Source organism: Methylobacterium sp. WSM2598, assembly GCF_000379105.1.
Lineage (GTDB): Bacteria > Pseudomonadota > Alphaproteobacteria > Rhizobiales > Beijerinckiaceae > Methylobacterium.
This window is the reverse complement of record NZ_KB900609.1, coordinates 5,333,761-5,352,357: the sequence shown is the minus strand read 5'-3', so window position 1 is coordinate 5,352,357 and position 18,597 is coordinate 5,333,761. Positions and strand designations below refer to the sequence as shown.

Annotated in this window: 19 protein-coding genes; 7 read left to right on the top strand and 12 right to left on the bottom strand. The window is 74.1% G+C overall.

Annotation, left to right across the window (positions count from 1 at the left end):
* Positions 1 to 105: 105 nt before the first annotated feature.
* Positions 106 to 825 carry a GntR family transcriptional regulator gene (locus MET2598_RS0125225; protein ID WP_018262781.1) on the top strand — a complete coding sequence of 240 codons (720 nt, stop codon included), beginning with the start codon at positions 106 to 108 and terminating at the stop codon, positions 823 to 825.
* A gap of 3 nt (positions 826 to 828) precedes the next feature.
* Positions 829 to 1,581, top strand: coding sequence for an aspartate/glutamate racemase family protein (locus MET2598_RS0125220; protein WP_012330448.1), 753 nt, complete (start codon positions 829 to 831; stop codon positions 1,579 to 1,581).
* A 23-nt stretch (positions 1,582 to 1,604) separates the two neighbouring features.
* Here MET2598_RS0125220 and MET2598_RS0125215 read toward each other — a convergent pair whose 3' ends face one another.
* The 5 genes from MET2598_RS0125215 to MET2598_RS0125195 all read right to left on the bottom strand — a co-directional run bounded on the left by MET2598_RS0125215 (position 1,605) and on the right by MET2598_RS0125195 (position 5,820).
* The gene (locus MET2598_RS0125215; protein ID WP_012330449.1) at positions 1,605 to 2,138 is read right to left on the bottom strand and encodes a gamma carbonic anhydrase family protein; all 534 of its coding nucleotides are present in this window, start codon (positions 2,136 to 2,138) and stop codon (positions 1,605 to 1,607) included.
* Positions 2,139 to 2,202: 64 nt separating this feature from the next.
* A complete protein-coding gene (locus MET2598_RS0125210; protein WP_026190938.1) occupies positions 2,203 to 2,919 on the bottom strand; it encodes a di-trans,poly-cis-decaprenylcistransferase in 717 nt (238 codons plus the stop codon).
* Positions 2,920 to 2,975: 56 nt separating this feature from the next.
* On the bottom strand, positions 2,976 to 3,344 hold the full coding sequence (locus tag MET2598_RS0125205; protein ID WP_415926898.1) for a transcriptional regulator: 369 nt from the start codon (positions 3,342 to 3,344) through the stop codon (positions 2,976 to 2,978).
* Positions 3,331 to 3,951 (bottom strand): hypothetical protein, encoded by a 621-nt coding sequence (locus tag MET2598_RS0125200; protein WP_012330452.1) that lies wholly within the window; start codon positions 3,949 to 3,951, stop codon positions 3,331 to 3,333. Before MET2598_RS0125200 ends, MET2598_RS0125205 begins: the two co-directional genes overlap by 14 nt.
* A gap of 315 nt (positions 3,952 to 4,266) precedes the next feature.
* Positions 4,267 to 5,820, bottom strand: coding sequence for a response regulator (locus MET2598_RS0125195; protein WP_026190937.1), 1,554 nt, complete (start codon positions 5,818 to 5,820; stop codon positions 4,267 to 4,269).
* 380 nt (positions 5,821 to 6,200) lie between these two features.
* Here MET2598_RS0125195 and trxA point away from each other — a divergent pair, with 380 nt between their 5' ends.
* Positions 6,201 to 6,524, top strand: a complete 324-nt coding sequence (trxA, locus tag MET2598_RS0125190) for a thioredoxin (protein ID WP_012330454.1) — start codon at positions 6,201 to 6,203, stop codon at positions 6,522 to 6,524.
* A gap of 123 nt (positions 6,525 to 6,647) precedes the next feature.
* On the opposite strand, the gene MET2598_RS0125185 is transcribed toward trxA, so the two are convergent.
* The 7 genes from MET2598_RS0125185 to MET2598_RS0125155 form a co-directional block, all read right to left on the bottom strand.
* A complete protein-coding gene (locus MET2598_RS0125185; RefSeq protein WP_012330455.1) occupies positions 6,648 to 7,556 on the bottom strand; it encodes an outer membrane protein in 909 nt (302 codons plus the stop codon).
* 331 nt (positions 7,557 to 7,887) lie between these two features.
* Positions 7,888 to 9,213 (bottom strand): bifunctional folylpolyglutamate synthase/dihydrofolate synthase, encoded by a 1,326-nt coding sequence (locus MET2598_RS0125180; protein ID WP_012330456.1) that lies wholly within the window; start codon positions 9,211 to 9,213, stop codon positions 7,888 to 7,890.
* Between the two features lie 341 nt (positions 9,214 to 9,554).
* Positions 9,555 to 10,466 carry an acetyl-CoA carboxylase, carboxyltransferase subunit beta gene (gene accD / locus MET2598_RS0125175; RefSeq protein ID WP_018262776.1) on the bottom strand — a complete coding sequence of 304 codons (912 nt, stop codon included), beginning with the start codon at positions 10,464 to 10,466 and terminating at the stop codon, positions 9,555 to 9,557.
* Between the two features lie 110 nt (positions 10,467 to 10,576).
* Positions 10,577 to 11,404 carry a tryptophan synthase subunit alpha gene (trpA, locus tag MET2598_RS0125170; protein WP_012330458.1) on the bottom strand — a complete coding sequence of 276 codons (828 nt, stop codon included), beginning with the start codon at positions 11,402 to 11,404 and terminating at the stop codon, positions 10,577 to 10,579.
* Between the two features lie 72 nt (positions 11,405 to 11,476).
* Positions 11,477 to 12,496 carry an ABC transporter ATP-binding protein gene (locus MET2598_RS0125165; protein ID WP_018262775.1) on the bottom strand — a complete coding sequence of 340 codons (1,020 nt, stop codon included), beginning with the start codon at positions 12,494 to 12,496 and terminating at the stop codon, positions 11,477 to 11,479.
* A gap of 6 nt (positions 12,497 to 12,502) precedes the next feature.
* Positions 12,503 to 12,784 (bottom strand): hypothetical protein, encoded by a 282-nt coding sequence (locus tag MET2598_RS0125160; RefSeq protein ID WP_018262774.1) that lies wholly within the window; start codon positions 12,782 to 12,784, stop codon positions 12,503 to 12,505.
* A gap of 149 nt (positions 12,785 to 12,933) precedes the next feature.
* Positions 12,934 to 13,788 carry a LysR family transcriptional regulator gene (locus MET2598_RS0125155; RefSeq protein ID WP_012330461.1) on the bottom strand — a complete coding sequence of 285 codons (855 nt, stop codon included), beginning with the start codon at positions 13,786 to 13,788 and terminating at the stop codon, positions 12,934 to 12,936.
* Between the two features lie 116 nt (positions 13,789 to 13,904).
* On the opposite strand from MET2598_RS0125155, the gene MET2598_RS0125150 reads away from it, so the two are divergent.
* The 4 genes from MET2598_RS0125150 (at position 13,905) to MET2598_RS0125135 (ending at position 18,526) form a co-directional block, all read left to right on the top strand.
* Entirely contained in the window at positions 13,905 to 14,537 is a 633-nt protein-coding gene (locus MET2598_RS0125150) for a cysteine hydrolase family protein (RefSeq protein ID WP_026190936.1), read from the top strand.
* A gap of 233 nt (positions 14,538 to 14,770) precedes the next feature.
* The gene (locus MET2598_RS0125145; RefSeq protein ID WP_018262772.1) at positions 14,771 to 15,442 is read left to right on the top strand and encodes an SCO family protein; all 672 of its coding nucleotides are present in this window, start codon (positions 14,771 to 14,773) and stop codon (positions 15,440 to 15,442) included.
* A 16-nt stretch (positions 15,443 to 15,458) separates the two neighbouring features.
* Positions 15,459 to 17,933 carry a galactose oxidase-like domain-containing protein gene (locus tag MET2598_RS0125140; RefSeq protein ID WP_018262771.1) on the top strand — a complete coding sequence of 825 codons (2,475 nt, stop codon included), beginning with the start codon at positions 15,459 to 15,461 and terminating at the stop codon, positions 17,931 to 17,933.
* 248 nt (positions 17,934 to 18,181) lie between these two features.
* A complete protein-coding gene (locus MET2598_RS0125135; protein WP_018262770.1) occupies positions 18,182 to 18,526 on the top strand; it encodes a DUF2293 domain-containing protein in 345 nt (114 codons plus the stop codon).
* The last annotated feature ends 71 nt before the right edge of the window (positions 18,527 to 18,597 follow it).

Sequence of the window (18,597 nt, the reverse complement as noted above, 5' to 3'; positions counted from 1 at the left end):
ATTCGTGCTAAATGGCGGCGCAAGCGCCAGAACATGCCCGCAATTGATGCGCCCGCGCGGCCGGCGAGCCGCTATGCTCGGGCGTCACCCCGCGAGGTCCCCTCCATGGATCAGGTCCGGCGTCCGCGCGGACGCCCCCGCAAGCCCGCCCTCCTCGGCCCCGTCACCGGGTCCGGCCGCCTCTCCCTGCACGAGCAGGCGGTGCGGCGGCTGCGCGCCATGATCGTCGAGGGGGCGCTCCCGGCCGGGGCGCCGCTGGTCGAGACCGAGCTGTCGGAGGCGCTCGGCGTGTCGCGCACGCCGCTCCGGGAGGCCGTGAAGCTCCTCGCCATGGAGGGCCTCGTGGAGCTGCGGCCCAACCGCTCGCCCCGTATCGCCGCCCTCGATCCGGAGGCGGTCCGGGCGCTGTTCGAGGCCCTGGCCTGGATCGAGCGGGCGGGGGCGGAGCTCGCGGCGCAGCGGATGGGGCGGGACGACCTCGACCGCTTGCAGGCGCTCCAGGCCGCGATCGAGGCGCATCACCGGAACGGGGAGATCGCCCCCTACTTCGCCGCCAACCACGCGACCCACGCGCTGATCGTGGCCTGCGCCGGCAACCCGCCCCTGCGCGAGGCCCACGAGGCGCTGCACGCCCGGGCCGAGATCGCCCGGCGGCGCGCCCTCGACAGCCACGGCCGCTGGAGCGAGTCGGTGGCGGAGCACCGGGCGATCCTGGCGGCGCTGGTCGCCCGCGACGGGCCCCGGGCCGGCCTGCTCCTCGCCGAGCACGTCTCCCACACGGGGGCGGCCCTGCTCGCCGCCCTGTCCCGCTCCGACGCGGCCTGAGCGATGCGCCTCCTCCTCCTCAATCCGAATACCAGCCGCGACGTCACGGCGCTGATGCGCGACACCGCCGCCGCCGCCGCGGCGCCCGGCACCGAGATCGTGGCCGCGACCGCGCCGCGGGGGGTGCCCTACATCGCCAACCGGGCCGAGGCGCAGATCGGCGGCGCCATCGCCCTCGAGATGCTGGCGGAGGCCGGGCCGGGGATCGACGCGGCGATCCTCGCGGCCTTCGGCGATCCGGGCCTGGTCGGCGCCCGCGAGCTGTTCGACATCCCGGTGATCGGGCTCGCCGAGGCCGCGATGCTGAGCGCCTGCCTGCTGGGCGGGCGCTTCGGCATCGTCACCTTCGCGCAGGGGCTGCTGCCCTGGTACCGCGACTGCGTCGCGATGCACGGGCTCTCGGCGCGCTGCGCCGCGATCCGGGCGATCGAGGGGCGCTTCGCCTCCCTGGCGGGGGTGCAGGCGGAGAAGGAGGACCAGCTCGTGGCCCTGGCCGAGGCCGCGGTGCGCGAGGACGGCGCCGACGTGCTGATCTTCGCGGGCGCGCCGCTCTCGGGGCTCGGGCCGCGGGTGCGCGAGCGGGTCCCGGTGCCGGTGGTCGATCAGGTGGTGGCGGCCGTGAAGCTCGCCGAGGCCGCGGTGGCGCTGCGGCCCCGCAAGGCCGCGTCCGGCGCCCTCAGCCGCCCGCCCGCGAAGGAGAGTCGGGGCCTGCCGGAGGCGCTGGCGGCGCGCCTCGCCCACACCGATCGGGGCTGAGGCGGGGAGCGCCGCCGCCCCGCTCAGGGGTCGAGGCGCCGCAGCCCCGCCTCGTAGCGCCGGCCATTGGCGACGTAGCGCGCGGCGGCGAGGCGCAGTCCCTCGACCGCCTGCTCGTCGAGGCTGCGCACCGCCTTGGCGGGCGCGCCGACGATCAGGCTGTTGTCGGGGAATTCCTTGCCTTCGGTCACGAGGGCGTTCGCGCCGACGAGGCAGTTGCGGCCGATCCGGGCGCCGTTGAGTAGCGTCGCGCCCATGCCGACCAGGGAATTCGCACCCACGGTGCAGCCGTGCACGATGGCCCTGTGGCCGATCGTGACGTCCTCGCCGATCTCCAGGGGGAAGCCCGGATCCGTGTGGAGCACCACCCCGTCCTGGATGTTGCAGCGCGCCCCGAGGCGGATCGGCTCGTTGTCGCCGCGCAGCACCGCCGAGAACCAGATGCTCACGTCGAGGTCGATCTCCACCTGCCCGATCACCTGGGCATCGGGAGCGATCCAGACCCGGGCCGGGTCGGCGAGGCGGGGATGGTGGGCGTCGAGGGCGTAGAGCGGCATGGCAATCCCGATGGAGGCGGTCTCAGGGTCTTCTACCCCAGCCCGCCTCCCGCGCCACCTGCCCTCAGGCGGCGGCCGGGACCGTCCCGAGCCCCCCGAAGCGCCGCTCGCGCCGGGCGAAGTCGCGCAGGGCCGCCGCCAGGTCGTCCCCGCCGAAATCGGGCCACATCCGGTCGGTGAAATGCAGCTCCGCGTAGGCGCATTCCCAGAGCAGGAAGTCGGAGAGGCGCTTCTCGCCGCCCGAGCGGATCATCAGGTCCACGTCCGGCACCCCGCCGCTGAGCCGGCGCCCGAAGGCCTCCCGGCTCTCCGCCCCGACATCGGCACCGGGCGCGCCGGCGGCGGCCGCCAGGATCGCGTCGCGGGCCGAGTAATCGACCGCGATGCGCAGGTGCAGGCGCGCGCCCCCCGCGGTCTCGGCCTCCGCCCGCGCCAATGCCCCGGGCAGGCCCGCGGGCAGCCGGTCGCGGCGGCCGATCACGGTCAGGCGCGTGCCGGTGCGGGCGAGGCGCTCCGTCTCGCGCCGCAGGTAGCGGCGCAGGAGACCCATCAGCGCCGCCACCTCCGCGGGCGGCCGGCGCCAATTATCCGACGAGAAGGCGAAGAGCGTGAGCGTCCCCACGCCGAGATCGGGCGCGGCCTCCGCCACCCGGCGGATCGCCTCCACGCCCGCGCGGTGCCCGGCGCTGCGCGGCAGGCCCCGGGCCGTGGCCCAGCGCCCGTTCCCGTCCATGATCATCGCGACGTGGAGGCCGCCCCCCTGGGAACAAGAACTTTGCACGACAAAGTCTCCGGGCGATGCGTCTGAGGAGCGGGGAAGGACGGGAGGGCGCGCCCTCAGGGGCGCAGGGAGCCGAACGCCGCGGGCGCCTCGTCGAGCGCCTCGGCCGCGTCGCGGACCACCTGCTCCAGCACCGCGAGGTAGTCGAGGAAGCGGCGGCGCCCGCCCGGGGTGAGGCGGCAGACCGTCTGGGGCCGGTTCTGGGCGTAGCCCTTGCGCAATTCCACCAGGCCCGCCTCCTGCAGCACCTGCAGGTGCCGGCTGAGATTGCCGTCCGTGAGGCCGCAGAGCTGCTTGAGGTCGGCGAAGAGGAGGCCGTCCGGGTGGGTGACCAGGGAGGTGAGCACGCTCAGCCGCGCCCGCTCGTGGATCACCCGGTCGAGGCCCTCGTAGGAGAAGCGTCCGCTCGGCTCAGACATCGGCATCCCGGCAGGTGAGATGGAGGATGAGGGCGAGGAGGACCTGCCCGATGCCGAAGGGCAGTCCCATCGCCCAGGGCGACAGGTCGCGGGTTCCGGCCGCCACGACCAGCCCCGCGAGCCCGGCGAGGAGGTACCACGCCCCCGCGAGCGAGACCGCCCGCGGCAGCGTCCGGGTCGCGGCGAACAGGCCGAGGCTGACGAAGACCTGCCAGAGCCCCGGCAGCAGCCAGAGGCTGTCGGGCGCGACCCGGACCAGCACCAGGGCGACCAGCGCGCCCGCCGCGAGGGCGGGCAGGAACTGCTCCACCGCCGAGCCGATCATCGCGTCCGCGAGGCCGGAATGCAGGCGCCGCGAGCGCGTCACCGCCTCGGCGCCGATCAGCGCCACGGCGAGCGCCGCGACCGCGATCCAGTACAGCAGGTAGGCGAGCGCCCCGACCGGCATCAGCCAGAGCGCCTGGAGCCCGGCGGCGAGGAGGGCGATCCCGCCCGTCGCGGCGATCGTCGCCGGGCCGAGGCCGCGGAAATGCGTGTCGCGGGCGATCTGGCTGCGAATCGCCACGATGTCGGCGAGGGCCCGGTCGAGGTCCCTGTCAGTCTGGTACGGCATCGAGGCGTCCCGCGAGCCCCCCGGCAGGGCTGCTTTGCAATGCAAAGTAGGGCCGATCGGCGGTCGGCGCAAGGGCTTCGGCGGCGCCCCGCGGGCGCGGTTCGGGCTGCCCGGGCCGGGGGTGACGTGCGGCGGCGGGCGGCGCCGCGCGAGGCCGCGAAAAAGCCCCGCTGGCGGGGGCGCAGCGGGGCTGATCGGAGTGTCGCTCGTGAAAGCGGCGCCAATGCTACTCGGCCGCGTCGCCTTGTCCAGTCCGAACCGCCCGGCCTCACCCGAACGGATGAGCCGCGTCCCGGGGGCGGGGACCGGCGCCCGCTACCCCGCCGAGGAGGCGAGGGCCGCGCCGCCCGGGGGCCGCGCGCGCTCGCCCTCGAGCAGGGTCCAGTGGGCGATCACGGCGGTCAGCTCCGCCCGCTTGAAGGGCTTGGCGATGACGTCGTCCATGCCGGCCTCGCGGCAGGCCTCCAGGTGACGGGGCAGGATGTGGCCGGTCATGGCGACGATCGGGATCCGCCCCGAGGGCCCGCCCATCTGGCGGATCCGGCGCGTCGCGGTCAGGCCGTCCATGGCCGGCATCTGCACGTCCATCAGCACGAGGCGGTAGGGTGCGGAGCGGATCATCGCCACCGCCTCGACGCCGTTCGAGGCGGTGTCGACGGCGTAGCCCTCCTCCTCCAGGATCAGCCGCACGAGCTTCTGGTTCGCCGGGATGTCCTCGACCAGGAGGATGCGGGGAGCGGCCAGGAAGGGCTCGGGCTCCGGCGGGGCGGCGGCGGGCGCCGGCGCCACCGGCTCCAGGTCGAGGCGCACCCAGAAGGTCGACCCGTAGCCCTCGTGGCTCTCGAAGCCGATCTCCCCGCCCATCAGCGCCACCAGCCTGCGGCAGACCGCCAGGCCCAGGCCCTTGCTGCCGACCCGCGGGGGGTCGGGGCCGTCCTGCGACAGCAGCGTCGCCTGGCGCTCCGGCGGGATCCCCGGCCCGGTATCCTTGACCGCCAGGGTGACGCGCCCGCGCCGGCTCACCGCCTCCTCGCAGCGCAGGCTGACGCCGACCGCGCCGGCCGCCGTGAAGGCGACCGCATTGCCGAGGAGGTTGAGCAGGATCTGGCGCACCCGGTCCGCGTCGCCGCGCACGCGGGCGGGCACGTTCGGCGCGATCTCGACCGAGAGGCTGAGGGCCTTGGCCTCGGCGGCGGGCCTCACCATGGCGAGGCTCGTCTCCACGAGGGCGTGCAGGTCGAAGGGCTCGCTGCGCAGGGCGACCTTGCCGGCCTCGATGTTCGAGACGTCCACGACGTCGTCGACGAGCGAGAGCAGCGCGAAACCCGAGACCTGGATGATGTCGAGCCGGCGCCGATCCTCGGGCGAGCGGTCGGGATCGGCGAGGAGGAGATCGGTGAAGCCCAGGATGCTGCTGAGGGGCGTGCGGATCTCGTGGCTCACGCGGGCCAGGAAGGCGCTCTTGGCGGCGCTCGCCGCCTCGGCCGCGTCGCGCTCGCGGGTGCGGGCGGCGAGGTCGCGGTCGAGGCGGCGCAGGTCCTCCGGCGAGGGCAGCGCCGCGGCGGCGGCCAGGAACCGCCGCAGACAGGCGAGCAGCGGCAGCGCGGCGAGCGCGGCGAGAACCTTGGCCGGTGCCTCGATCCCGCCATCCGGGACCAGCGGCGTCCCCGGACTCCACGCCGTCCAGGCCTCGGCGAGCTGCGCCGCCGCGCAGGCGAGCAGGAAGGCGCCGATGCTCCAGGAGAGCACCCGGACCCTCAGGTCCGGACGCCTGGTCAGGACCAGCATCAGCCCGACCGCGAGCGAGAGAAAGCTCAACCCGAGGATTGCAGCCGCTGCCGTATGGGTCCAGATCAGTTCGGTCCGCACGGCAAGCAAATCCCACGCGAGTAACAGCGGTTGACCTCGCGCAATTCCTGCAGCGCATCCAGCATCAGGCTTTCCCCCAACCGACGTTATCCTCCGCAGGACGGATCTCATCGGGCCGCGAAGGGGGGATGAGCGGTCCGCAGAGACGTTGGCCCCGCGGTGAATTTTGACGATCCTCCTGCGGAAATCAACCTAAGCTTGCCTCATTTGATGGACTTTCGTCACGGCAGGGGCGGCCGGCGCCCGGATGTGCGACGGCGCACGGGGATCCCGGGCAAGCGTGGCCGTGCGCGCTTGATCGGGCCCTCCCGGCTTCCTACGTTGCGCGGACGCGGGATGAGGCCGGGTCTGCCGCGTCCCGGACAAACAAGGGTTTTGCGATGGCAACCGTGAAGGTGACCGACGCGAGCTTCAGGCAGGATGTCCTCGAAGCGTCCGAGCCCGTCGTCGTCGATTTCTGGGCCGAGTGGTGCGGTCCCTGCCGGGCGATCGGGCCGGCGCTCGAGGAGATCTCGAGCGAGATGCAGGGCCGGGTGAAGATCGCCAAGGTGAACGTGGACGAGAATCCCGGCATCGCCTCGGAATACGGCATCCGCTCGATCCCGACCCTGATGATCTTCAAGGACGGCAAGCTCGCCAGCCAGAAGGTCGGGGCGGCGCCGAAGGGCGACCTGTCGCGCTGGATCCAGTCCGCCAGCGCCTGATCGCGGCGCCCGCGCGATCCGCAGCGAGCCCGGCCGAGAGGCCGGGCTTCTTTTTCATGCCCCCTCAACGGAAAAGCCCGGCCGAGAGGCCGGGCTTCCCCGCAACCGGGCTGTCGCCCGATCCTACCAGGTACCGAACTTGTAGTTGAGGCCGGCGCGGACCACCGCGAACTCCGTGTTGCGGCGAGCGAGGTTGCCAACCGCCGGGAAGCCGGCGGTGTTGCTCAGGATGATGGAGTTCGGCAGGCCGGCGACGATCACGCCGGCGTTGTCGAACGCGTAGGCGCCGTTGCGGCGGTTCCGGTCGAGGTTCACGTAGAGACCTTCGACCTTCAGCGTCACTGCCGAGGACCGGAAGAAGTTCAGGAACGAGTCGGTGGGCAGCGCGTACTCGATGCCGCCGCCGGCCGTCCAGCCGGTCTGGAAATCGTCGGTGTTCGGCAGGCCGAAATTGGTACCGCCACCGCCGCCATAGGCGAAGCCGCCGGTCCCGTAGAACAGCACGCGGTCGAAGGCGTAGCCGAGGCGGCCGCGCACGGTGCCGAAGTAATCGAGCCCGGACAGGCCGCGCGGGTCGAACAGGCGCAGGCCGTTGGCGCCGTTGAACTGAGCGCCGGGCTGGTTCGGGATCGCGAACGAGAAGGCGTTGCGGTTGCGGCCGAAGTCGACGTACTGCGCGTCCGCCTCGATGCCGACCACGACGCCCGCGCCGGGCGTGAACTGGTAATTGTAGCCGATCTGGCCACCGCCGCTGAAGCCCTCGGTGTTGCGGTCGCCCGTCCAGCCGATGGCGAGGGCCGAGCCGGCCGGGCCGGCGACCACGCGCGGGTCGCGGGTCAGGACGATCACGTCAGGGTTGGTGCTGCTCGCGTCGAACCCGTAGCCCGCGTTGAAACCGGCGTAGAAGCCAGTCCAGGTGAAGACCGGAACCGGCGCAATCACCGGAGGAGCGACGCGGCGCGGCAGATCGGCCGCCGAAGCGGCCGCGGTCAGCGCAGTGAAAGCAGCAAACGCACTCAGAAGTCTCTTCATGATGGTCCCCAGCAGGTTCCCCGATCGGGAGACAAGCTAGACCATTCCGGCCGGGCCCGATGTAGCGCATGCGCCACAGGATCTCCCGAAAGCCACAACCCGGAGCATCAATCTCGCGGGCGAGCACGCGGGCGGCGGCGGCGCGGAAATCGTGAACGGCCGGAGAAGAACGGGTTTCTATTGACAGAGCGGAAGCGGGCGGGACCCGTTCTCATACGGGATCCGCTTGATCGAAGCGGATCCCGGATCCCAAGCCCGCGCGGCGCCTGAGCGACGCCGACATCCGCATTGCCGAAAGGGGAGATGGCGAAGCCATCAACCGGACATCGTATCAGACCGGTGGCGTCCCGTTCGCGGTCAGCACGGCGCCCGCGAGGTAGAGCGAGCCGCAGATCAGCACGCGCGGCGGCGCCTCCCAGGCCCGGTCCTGCAGGGCCACGAGGGCCGCCTCGATGCTCGGAGCGGTTGTGGCAGGCAGGCCGACCGAGGCCGCGATGGCGGCGACCTCCTCGGCGGGCCGCGCGGCGAGCTGCCCGCTGATCGGCACGGCCACGACCGCGCGGGCGAGCCCGACGAAGTTCTTCAGGAACCCCTCCGCGTCCTTGGTGCCGAGGAGCCCGGTGACGAGGACGAGGGGCGCGTCGCCGCGCTCCTGCAGGTCCGCCATCGCGGCCGCCAGGATGCGCCCGCCATCGACGTTGTGGCCGCCGTCGAGCCAGAGCTCGCTGCCGGCCGGCATCAGGCCGGGCAGGCGCCCGCGCCCGAGCCGCTGCAGGCGCCCCGGCCAATCGACCTGGCTGAGGCCGGCCTCGAAGGCGGCGGTGCCGAGATCGCCGAATCCCGCCGCCCGCAGCGCCGCGATGGCGGTGCCCGCGTTGACGATCTGGTGGCGCCCGGCGAGGCGCGGGCGCGGCAGGTCGAGCAGCCCCTCCTCGTCCTGGTAGACGAGGCGCCCGCGCTCCTCGTGCACCGAGAAATCCTGGTTGCCGACCAGGACGGGCGCGGCCCGCAGCGCCTCCGCGCGGGCGCAGAGCACCCGGTCGGCCTCGGCGTAATCCTGCGGCGCGATCACGGCCGGGCAGCCGCGCTTGAAGATGCCGGCCTTCTCCCCCGCCACCGCCTCGACGGTGTCGCCGAGATATTCCGCGTGGTCGCGCCCGATCGGCGTCACCACGGCGGCGGCCGGCCGGTCGATCACGTTGGTGGCGTCGACGCGGCCCCCCAGGCCGACCTCCAGCAGGAGCACGTCGGCCGGGCACTCGGCGAAGAGCAGGAGGGCCGCCGCCGTGGTGATCTCGAACACCGTGATCGGCTCGCCCGCATTGGCCGCCTCGCAGCGGGCGAAGGCGTCCGCGAGGCGGTCCTCCGCCACGAAGCGCCCGCCGCCGACCTGGCCCAGGCGGATGCGCTCGTGGAAGCGCACGAGGTGGGGCGAGGTGTAGACGTGGACCGAGAGGCCGCCCGCCTCCAGGATCGCCCGCATGGTGGCGATGGTCGAGCCCTTGCCGTTGGTGCCGGCCACGTGGATGACCGGCGGCAGGCGCCGCTCGGGATGGCCGAGGGCGGCGAGCAGGCGCTCGATGCGCCCGAGCGACAGGTCGATCGTGCGCGGGTGCAGGGCCAGGAATCGCGCCATCAGCGCGTCGGAGGACTCCATCGGGCGACCGTCTCGTGTGGCGGGGCGTCGGGTCTCGCTATCGGCCCGATCGCCGGTCAGGTCCAGACCCGGATCGCGTCCGGGCCGTCCCGCCTCGCTGCGCGCGACGGCCGGACGCTCGATCGGGACCCGCACGACGCTCACCGGCCGAAGGGATCGGGCGCGCGAGGTGATCAGACTTGTCGAAGGCCAGCAAGCCCGACTTGATGGCATGGGTCCGCGATCGGGTCCGCGATCGGGTCCGCGATCGGCCGGCTGCGCGGCGGATCTCCCGGGCCGGGCCGCGCCGCGCGCCGGGTCGGCCCGCGCGGGTGCGGCGCGCGCCGCGGCGGCGGGGTCGCTCAGGCCGGGACCGGCTGCGCGGCCGCGGGGGCCGGCGCGGGCGTCGCCGCCGGCGCCTGCATCAGCAGGCCGCAGAGCCGGGCCACCGTCGCCTTCAGGTCGCGCCGGTGCACGACCTGATCGATCATCCCGTGCTCGCGCAGGTACTCGGCCCGCTGGAACCCGTCCGGCAGCTTCTCGCGGATCGTCTGCTCGATGACCCGCGGCCCGGCGAAGCCGATCAGCGCGCCGGGCTCGGCGAGGTGGACGTCCCCGAGCATGGCGTAGGAAGCGGTGACGCCCCCGGTCGTCGGATTCGTGAGCACCACGATGTAGGGCAGCCGGGCGCGGTTGAGGCGGCGCACCGCCACGGTGGTGCGCGGCATCTGCATCAGCGACAGGATGCCCTCCTGCATCCGGGCGCCGCCGGAGGCCGCGAACAGCACGTAGGGCGTGCGCTTGTCGAGGGCCGTCTCGGCCCCGCGCACGAAGGCCTCGCCGGCCGCCATGCCGAGCGAGCCGCCCATGAAGCCGAAATCCTGCACCGCCAGGGTCATCGGCAGGCCGCCGACGCGGCCGAACCCGACCTTGAACGCGTCCGCCATCCCGGTCTTGGCCCGGGCGTCCTTGAGCCGGTCGACGTAGCGCTTCTCGTCGCGGAACTTCAGGGGATCGACCGGCGCCTCGGGCAGCGGCACGTCGAGCCAGGTGCCCTGGTCGAACATCATCTTCAGCCGCTGCTGGGCGCTCATCCGCAGGTGGTGCTCGGAGCCCGGTATCACGAAGTCGTGGGCCTCCACCTCCTTGTGGAAGACCATCTGCCCGGTCTCAGGGCACTTCACCCAGAGGTTCTCGGGCGTCTCGCGCTTGAACAGGGTCTTGATCCGGGGCCGGACGACCTCCGTGATCCAGTTCATGGTCTCGACCTTCATGGGCTGTCTCCGGTCGGGCCCGCGCATCATGCGCCGAAGCGACGGCCGCTCCGGCGGGACACACGATGCGCGGGCGAGTCCCTCGGCGGAATGGCCTCGTCCCGTTCCGCTCAGCGGGCGGCGGCGCGCACGCCCGCGGCGAGGTCGCGCACCAGCGCCGAGACCGCCGCGACGCTGCCCGAGGTGGCGCGCCCGTCGAGGTCGAGGGAGCGCGCGAGCGCGTCGACCAGGGCCGAGCCGACCACGACGCCGTCCGCGCCGCGGGCGATCGCGGCAGCGTGCGCCCCAGTCTTGACGCCGAACCCGACCACCACCGGGAGCGCGGTCCTGGCGCGGATGCGCGCCACCGCCGCCTCGACCTGGCCGAAATCCGGCGTCGCCGACCCGGTGATGCCGGTGATCGAGACGTAGTAGACGAAGCCCGAGGTGTTCGCCAGGACGGCGGGCAGGCGGCGCTCGTCCGTGGTCGGGGTGGCGAGCCGGATGAAGGCGAGCCCCGCCTCCTGGGTCGGCAGGCAGAGCTCGTCGTCCTCCTCCGGGGGCAGGTCGACGACGATGAGCCCGTCGACCCCCGCCGCGACCGCGTCCGCGAGGAAGCGCGCGACGCCGTAAATGTAGAGGGGGTTGTAGTACCCCATCAGGATCACCGGCGTGGTCCGGTTCTCGGCCCGGAACCGGCGCACGAGGGCGAGGGTGCCGGACACGGTCTGGCCCGCCTTCAGCGCCCTCAGGCCCGCCGCCTGGATCGCCGGGCCGTCCGCCATCGGGTCGGTGAAGGGCAGGCCGAATTCCACGATGTCGGCGCCCGCCTCGGGCAGCGCGCGCAGCACCTGGAGCGAGGTCTCGGGGTCCGGATCGCCCGCCATCACGTAGGTGACGAGGGCGGCGCGTCCCTCCGCGCGGCAGCGGGCGAAGGTGTCGTCGAGGCGGGTCGTCATGGCTGTCCTCAGGGCCGTCCGGGGGCGGCGCGGCGGGCCGCCCGGGGGCGTCTCGCCCGCCGCGCTACACCATCAGGGGGGAGAGGTGAAGCCACCGGCCGAATCGGCCGCAGCGGCGCGCAGGGAGGAGAGCGTCACCACGCCGCCCTCCGCGAGCCCCACCGCCTCGTCCGTCCCGGCGACCAGCGCCGAGAGCGCGTCCCGCAGGGAGGCCTGCGGCGGCAGGGAGGCAAGCGGCCGCAGGGAGGCAAGCGGCGGCAGCGAGGCAAGCGGCGGCAGGGAGGCAAGCGGCGGCAGCGAGGCAAGCGGCGGCGGGCCGGCCGTCCGGGCGGCGGCGGCCGGGATCAGGGCGAGGCGGCGCAGCCAGCGGTCGGCGCCGACGAACTCCTCCGCGAAGGGATCGGCGGGCCTGGCGAGCAGGCGCTCGGGCGGGTCGACCTGCACGAGGCGGCCCTCCCGCATCAGGGCGACGCGGTCGCCCATGCGCAGGGCCTCGTCGATGTCGTGGGTGACGAACAGCACGGTCTTGCCGAGGCGCCGCAGGATGGCGCCGATCTCCGCCTGCAGCCGCCCGCGCACGAGCGGGTCCACCGCCCCGAAGGGCTCGTCCATCAAAAGCACGGGCGGGTCGGCGGCGAGCGCCCGGGCGACGCCGACCCGCTGGCGCTGGCCGCCCGAGAGGGAATCGGGCCGCCGGTCGCGGAACGTGGCGGGGTCGAGCCCGACGAGGTCGAGCATGGCATCCACCCGCTCGGCGATCCGGCGCCGGGGCCATCCGAGCAGGCCCGGCACCGTGGCGACGTTCTGCGCCACGCTGCGATGGGGGAACAGCCCGACGCCCTGGAGCACGTAGCCGGTGCGCCGCCGCAGCCCGATCGGGTCGAGCTCGGCCACGTCGCGCCCGCCGACCCGGACGCGCCCCGTGCTCGGGGTCACGAGGCGGTTGACCATCCGCAGGGTCGTCGACTTGCCGCAGCCCGAGGGGCCGATCAGCACGCAGGTGGTCCCCTCCTCGACGGCGAGGTCGAGCCGGTCGACGACCGGCCGGGCATGGCCCGGATAGGCCTTGCCGGCGCCCTCGAAGCGGATCATCCGGGCTCAGCAGCCCGAGCAGATCGAGCCGAGGGTGCGCTTCATCTTGGCGTCCCAGGCCTTGTCGCGGGCCGCGGCCTTGCGGGCCGAATCCTCCGGGCTCGGCAGCGCGGCGCTCCCGGCCTCGGGCTTGCCGCCGACCGTGTCGGGCCGCGGCTGGCGGTGGCCCCGCACGCCGGGCGCCGGCTGGGCGAGGCCGGGCGGGCTCGTCGGGTCCGGCTGCTGGGCGGCCGCGAGGTCCGGCAGGATGGCGAGCCCGAGGATGGCCGGGGCGAGGAGGATGCGCATGGGGTTCGTCTTCGATGCTGGAGAGAGCGGAAACCGGACGTGCCGCGAACCGGACGTGCCGCAGACCGGACTTGCGGCCGATCCTAGCGGCCCGCGGGGCGGCGGGCCACCCGTTCGGCGCCGCGCGGCGCCGGGCGCCTCCCGCGCGCTCACGGCGGGCCGTCGGCCGGGGGCGGGAGCAGGCCCTCGATCCACGACGCCACCGCCCGCACCAGGGGCTGGCCCTCGTCCTCCGGGTGGCCGATCAGGAAGATCGGGCGGCTCACGGCGGGTGCGAGGCGCCGGAGCGCCGGATCGCGGCCCGCCATGATCTCCGGCAGGACGGCGCGCACGCCGCCGGCCCGGGTCAGGCGCAGCAGCGTCTCCAGCCGCGAGACGCGGTGGCGCGGCCCGGCCCGGCCGGCGGCGCGCTCGGCGAAGCGGACCTCGGGCAGGTGCGCCAGCGCCCCGTCGAGGGCGGCCCAGGGCAGCCGCTCGGGCGCGCCCTCCCCGGCCGCGGCGAAGACCGCGTAATCGAGCCGCCCGACCGGCCGGGCGGCCGCCGCGCCCCGCGCGGGCGGCCCGAGGCGCAGGGCGAGATCCGCCTCGCGCCGGGTCAGGCTGAGGTTGCGGTCCTCCGCGATCAGGTCGAGCCCCAGGGCGGGCCGCGCGGCGAGGAGGCGCGGCACGGCGGGCGCCAGGAGGTGGTCGCAGAGCACCGCGACCGCGGTGACCCGGACCGGGCGCCATCCGGGCCCGGGCGCCTCGTCCGACGCGGCCTCGCCGGCGACCTCCCGCAGCGCCCGCTCGGCGGCTTCGAGCCGCGGCATCAGGGCGAGGCAGGTCCGGGTCGGGACGAGCAGGCCGCCCTCCCGGGCGAGGAGCGGCCGGCCGAGCGCCGCCTCCAGGCGCCGCACCCGCCGCCCCGCCGTGGTCGCGTCGATGCCGAGCCGGCCGGCCGCGGCGGAGAGCCGGCCGGTCCGCGCCACGGCGAGCAGGGTCTGCCACGCGTCCCAGCTCTCCATCGCGTCCTCCCGGGCTGCATTCCCGCAGGTTCGAGCACGGCTCTCGCCGCTCGCCAAGCGCCGATGCCGATGCGAGTCCGGGGGCGGCGCGGCGCGCGCCGCCGGAGATCGAAGCCATGCACGAACCCAGAACCCTTTTGCAGCTCGCGGGCGCGACGCCGACGCCCGCGCGGATCGCGCGGGCGGTCCTCGTGGTCATCGACGCCCAGGGCGAGTACGCGGACGGCGCCCTGCCCCTCGACGGATTCGGGCCCGCCCTCGCGGCGGTCCGCGCCCTCCTCGCGGCGGCCCGGGAGGCGGGCGCGCCGGTCGTGCACGTCGCCCATCGCGGGCGGGACGGCGGCCTGTTCGACCGCGGCGGCCCCGGGGGCGCCATCGTGCCGGAGGCGCTGCCCCGGCCCGGCGAGCCGGTGATCGAGAAGACGCTGCCGAACGCCTTCGCCGGAACCGACCTCGCGGCGCGGCTGCGGGATCTCGGGCGGACCGACCTCGTGCTCGCGGGCTTCATGACCCACAATTGCGTGAGCGCGACCGCGCGGGCGGCGCTCGACCTCGGCTACCGGGTCACGGTCGCGGGCGACGCCACCGCGACCCGGGCCCTGCCCGACCCGCTCGGGGGTCCGCCCCTCCCGGCCGAGGCGGTGCAGCGGGCCGCCCTCGCGGCGCTCGCGGACCGCACCGCGGTCGTCGCGCCGGCGCGGGAGATCGTCGCGCCCGCGCCGGAGATCCTCGGCGCCGACGCCCGCTGATCGCCCGGGCTCCCGCCCGGCGCGCCGGGCGGGAGCCCGAAACGGGAAGATCGGCCGCCGCGACGCCCGCCTCCGGCCCATCGCGGAACAATTCGCCTGCGAGGCGTCCCGATCCGGCAAAGTCATCTGAAAATTAACGCTGACTCGACGGCCCCGATCTGCGACTTTGACCGACGGTCATCTCAGCTACTATCTTAGGGGAAAGGAAGTTTCACGAAGGCGAATTGTTCACCATGGCGACACCTCGCGCAGTCCGGATCGGCGCCCTCCTGCTCGGACTGGTCGCCCTGGCGGGGTCGGTGCCGGCGGCCCCCGGCGGGGCGCTCGGGCCGGAAGGCGGTCGGCCGAGCGCGATCGAGGATCTCGTCTGGCCGGACGCGCCGGGGACCCGGATCCGGCGGGACCAGTCCGGTCGCCCCCTCACCCCCGAGACCCTGCGCGACAAGGTGGCGGTGGTCGGCTTCGTGAGCACGCAATGCCCGATCACCTGCGTGGTCCTCGCCCGCGAGCTCGACGCGCTCGCCGGGGCCGTGCCGCCCTCCCTGCGCGACAGGGTCGTCATCGTCGCCGTGACGGTGGACCCGGCCCGCGACGACGTGGCGGCCCTGCGGCGCTTCGGCGAGGGCATGGGGATCGACCCCGGCCGCGTGCGGCTCGTCACCAGCGACCCGGCCGCCACGGCCCATCAGGCGGCGCTGCTGCGCTATCCGGCGGACCGGCTCCCGCTGCCGCCGCCGCGCCTCCTCGTCTTCGACCGGCGGGGCGACCTCGCGATGATCTACGGCACCGAGCCGGTCGACCGCCCGCGCCTCCTCACCGACCTCGCCCTCCTCGAACGCTTCGAGGCCGGCATCCACGCGCCGCCGCGGCCGGACGGCGCGCCGCTCCCCGCCTCCAACCCGTGACACGAAGGACACCGAGATGACCCGCAGGCTCCCGCTGGCGGCGCAGCGTGCGCGCCGGCTCCTCCTCGCCACGACGATCCTGGGGGCGCTGCCCGCCTTCCCGGCCCTGGCTGCCCAGTTCGGCGTCGTGGTGAATCCGGTGCAGGACCCGCTCTTCGCCAACCTCGCCATCCCGGATTCCGCCCCCGCGACCGGGATGTGGTCGGCCGTCCAGGCGTGGCCGCTCAACGCGATCAGCACGGCCCTGCTGCCGAACGGCAAGCTCGTCAGCTGGGGCACGCCGGTGAACGCGCCGGGCACGCAGGACGGCCACAGCTTCGCGATCTGGGACCCCTACCAGGGCTTCGCGCCGGGGAGCCACACGATCCTGCCCGGGGTGCTGAACGTCAACAGCTTCTGCGGCACCCAGGCCCTGCAGGCGGACGGGTCGCTGCTCGTCTCGGGCGGCATCTTCGACAACGGCAACGACAAGGGCAGCGCCGTCGTCAACACGGGAGCGACCGGGGTCTCGGCGCTCGGCGCGCGGCTCGCCGCCGATCGCTACTACGCCACGATGATCACCCTGGCGGACGGGCAGAAGCTGATCATGGGCGGCGCCTATCCGTACGCCAGCGGCTGGGGCGACCCGAACGGGAGCATCGCCAAGGGCCTGATGAGCGGGATGACGCCCGAGATCTACAACCCGGCCACCGGCTGGCGCAGCCTGTTCGGCGCCAACAGCCGCGACGCGTTCGGCCCCGACTTCAATCGCTGGTGGTATCCCCGTGCCTGGGTCGCGCCGAACGGCAAGGTGTTCGGGATCACCAGCGACCGGATGTGGTTTCTCGATCCGACCGGGAACGGGTCGGTCTGGGCGATGCCGTTCCGCGCCCCGCAGCGGTCCGTCACCGTCGCGACCGACGCTCCCAATGTCGGGCCGAACTCCACGGCCGTGATGTACGACACCGGCAAGATCCTGCAGGTCGGCGGAAATTCCTACGACAACGGGACCGGGTTCCTGGCGAGCAGCCGCGCGACGATGATCGACATCAACGGGAACGCGCCCATCGCCAACGACATCGCACCGATGAATATCGGCCGCTCCTGGGCCAACGCGACGGTTCTGCCGACCGGGACGGTCGCCGTCACCGGCGGCAGCAAGTCCGTCGACGCGGCCGGGGGCGACACGGTGCTCGAGGCCGAGCTGTGGGACCCCCGGACCGGGCAGTGGACGCTCGGCCCGCGCGCCGCGATCTATCGCGGCTACCATTCGAGCGCGGTGCTCCTGCAGAGCGGCGCCGTCCTGACCTCGGGCGGCGGCGCGCCGGGCCCGGTCTCGAACCAGAATTCCGAAGTCTACTACCCGCCCTACCTGTTCACGACCGTGAACGGCAAGGCCGCCCTGGCGCCGCGGCCTCAGATCGTCAGCCTGAACACGGTCAGCCTGGCGCATGGGCAGAGCCTGCAATTCGAGTTCACCTCCGCGAACGGCCTCGCCCAGGTCGCGCTGCTCGGCCTCAGCCAGGGCACGCACAGCTTCAACACCGGCCAGCGGCGCAGCCTGCTGTCCTTCACGCAGGCCGGTCAGGTCGCGACCGTGCAGGCGCCGGCCACCCCGGCGCTCGCGCCGCCGGGCTATTACCAGATCGTGGCGATCGACCAGAAGGGCGTGCCCTCGCCGGGCGTGATCATCGCCCTCGGCAGCGGCGTCGCCCCGCCCCCGCAGGTCGCGGCCCCGGTCGGCAACGTCGCGCAGGGCGGCGTGACGCCCCCGCCGCCTCCGCCGCCTCCGCCGCCTCCGCCGCCCCCCGCGCCGCCCCCTGCACCGCCGCCGGCGCCCACCGATCTCTGGCTGCCGATCGGCAACACGGCCAAGCGCATCGCGGTCGGCCGCGACGGCACCCTGGTCATGCTCAACGCGGTCGACGGCAGCCTCTCGAAATTCGCCCCGGACAAATCGTGGGTCAAACTGACCGGCAACTTCAAGGATGTGGCCGTCGTCGACGCCAGCAGCATCTACGGCATCCAGATGGACGGCGTCATCGTCCGCTTCGACGGGCGGACCTGGCGGCGGGTCGGCTACGGCGGCAAGACGATCAGCGCCTCGGCCGACGGCACGATCGTGATCGTGAACGTCCTCAACGAGATCTGGAAGAAGTACGGCGACAACGATCAGGAGGCCTGGGGCCAGATTCCCGGAAAGGCGCAGCGCGTCGCGGCGATGAGCGCCAACAGCTTCTGGTCGATCGGCCTGGACGGGAACGTGTACCGCGCCGATCAGACGGGAAAGTGGGTCGTCGTCGGAGCCAACGCGGTCGACATCGCCGCCTCGGCGGACGGCAGCGTGGCGGTGATCAACTCGGACGTCGGCGCGCTCTGGCGCAAGTTCGGCGACGACACCGTCGAAGCCTGGGGCTGGGTGAAGACCCCGGGGCCGGCTCAGGCGGTCGCCGTCCCGAACGGGCAGCACGCCTTCGTGATCGGACGCGACGGCGTCATCTACCGTCAGTGAGACGCTGTCCGGACGATCACGTCCGGATCGCGAGCCCGCGCGGCGCCTGAGCGAAGCCGACATCCGCATGGCGCAGCCATCAGGCGGATTTCGTATGACGGATCCCGCCCCTCTCCGCCCCGCCGGCTCCCTCCGGCGGGGCTTCGCGCTCGCGGGCCGCCCCGGCGCGGACCGCCCCGGCCGAGAGGCCGCGGCCCGCGCAGCCGCCGGGCCTTGTGGTAGGAGAGCGCCAGCCGCAGGAGAGCCGCATGCCCGGACGCCGCCCCGATCCCGCGCCGCGCCAGGTGCCGACCCGCCGCGAGAGGATCGCGCAGGCCGTCGCCCGGCTCGCGCCGGGCCTGCCCGCCTTCGAGGCCGAGGCGATCCTCGACCGGGCCCTGGCGAGCCCCGGCCTGCGCGGCGCCGCCCCCGAGAACGCCGCCTGGCTTGGGATGGTGGCCTATGCCCGCCACGTCTTCACCGAGTACGACGCGCTCCTGGCGGAGGGCTACGATCAGGACAGCGCCCGCCACTTCGTCCTCGACGATCTCAACGCCGTCCTCGCCGGCTGGGGCGTGCGGCGGCGGATCGGCGAGGAGGCGGAGGAGGCGTGAGGATCCGGCGAAACCGCGCCGGCCTCCCTATATTCCGGTTTCGTTCTCCGCCTCCTGCCCCGGAGCCCCGT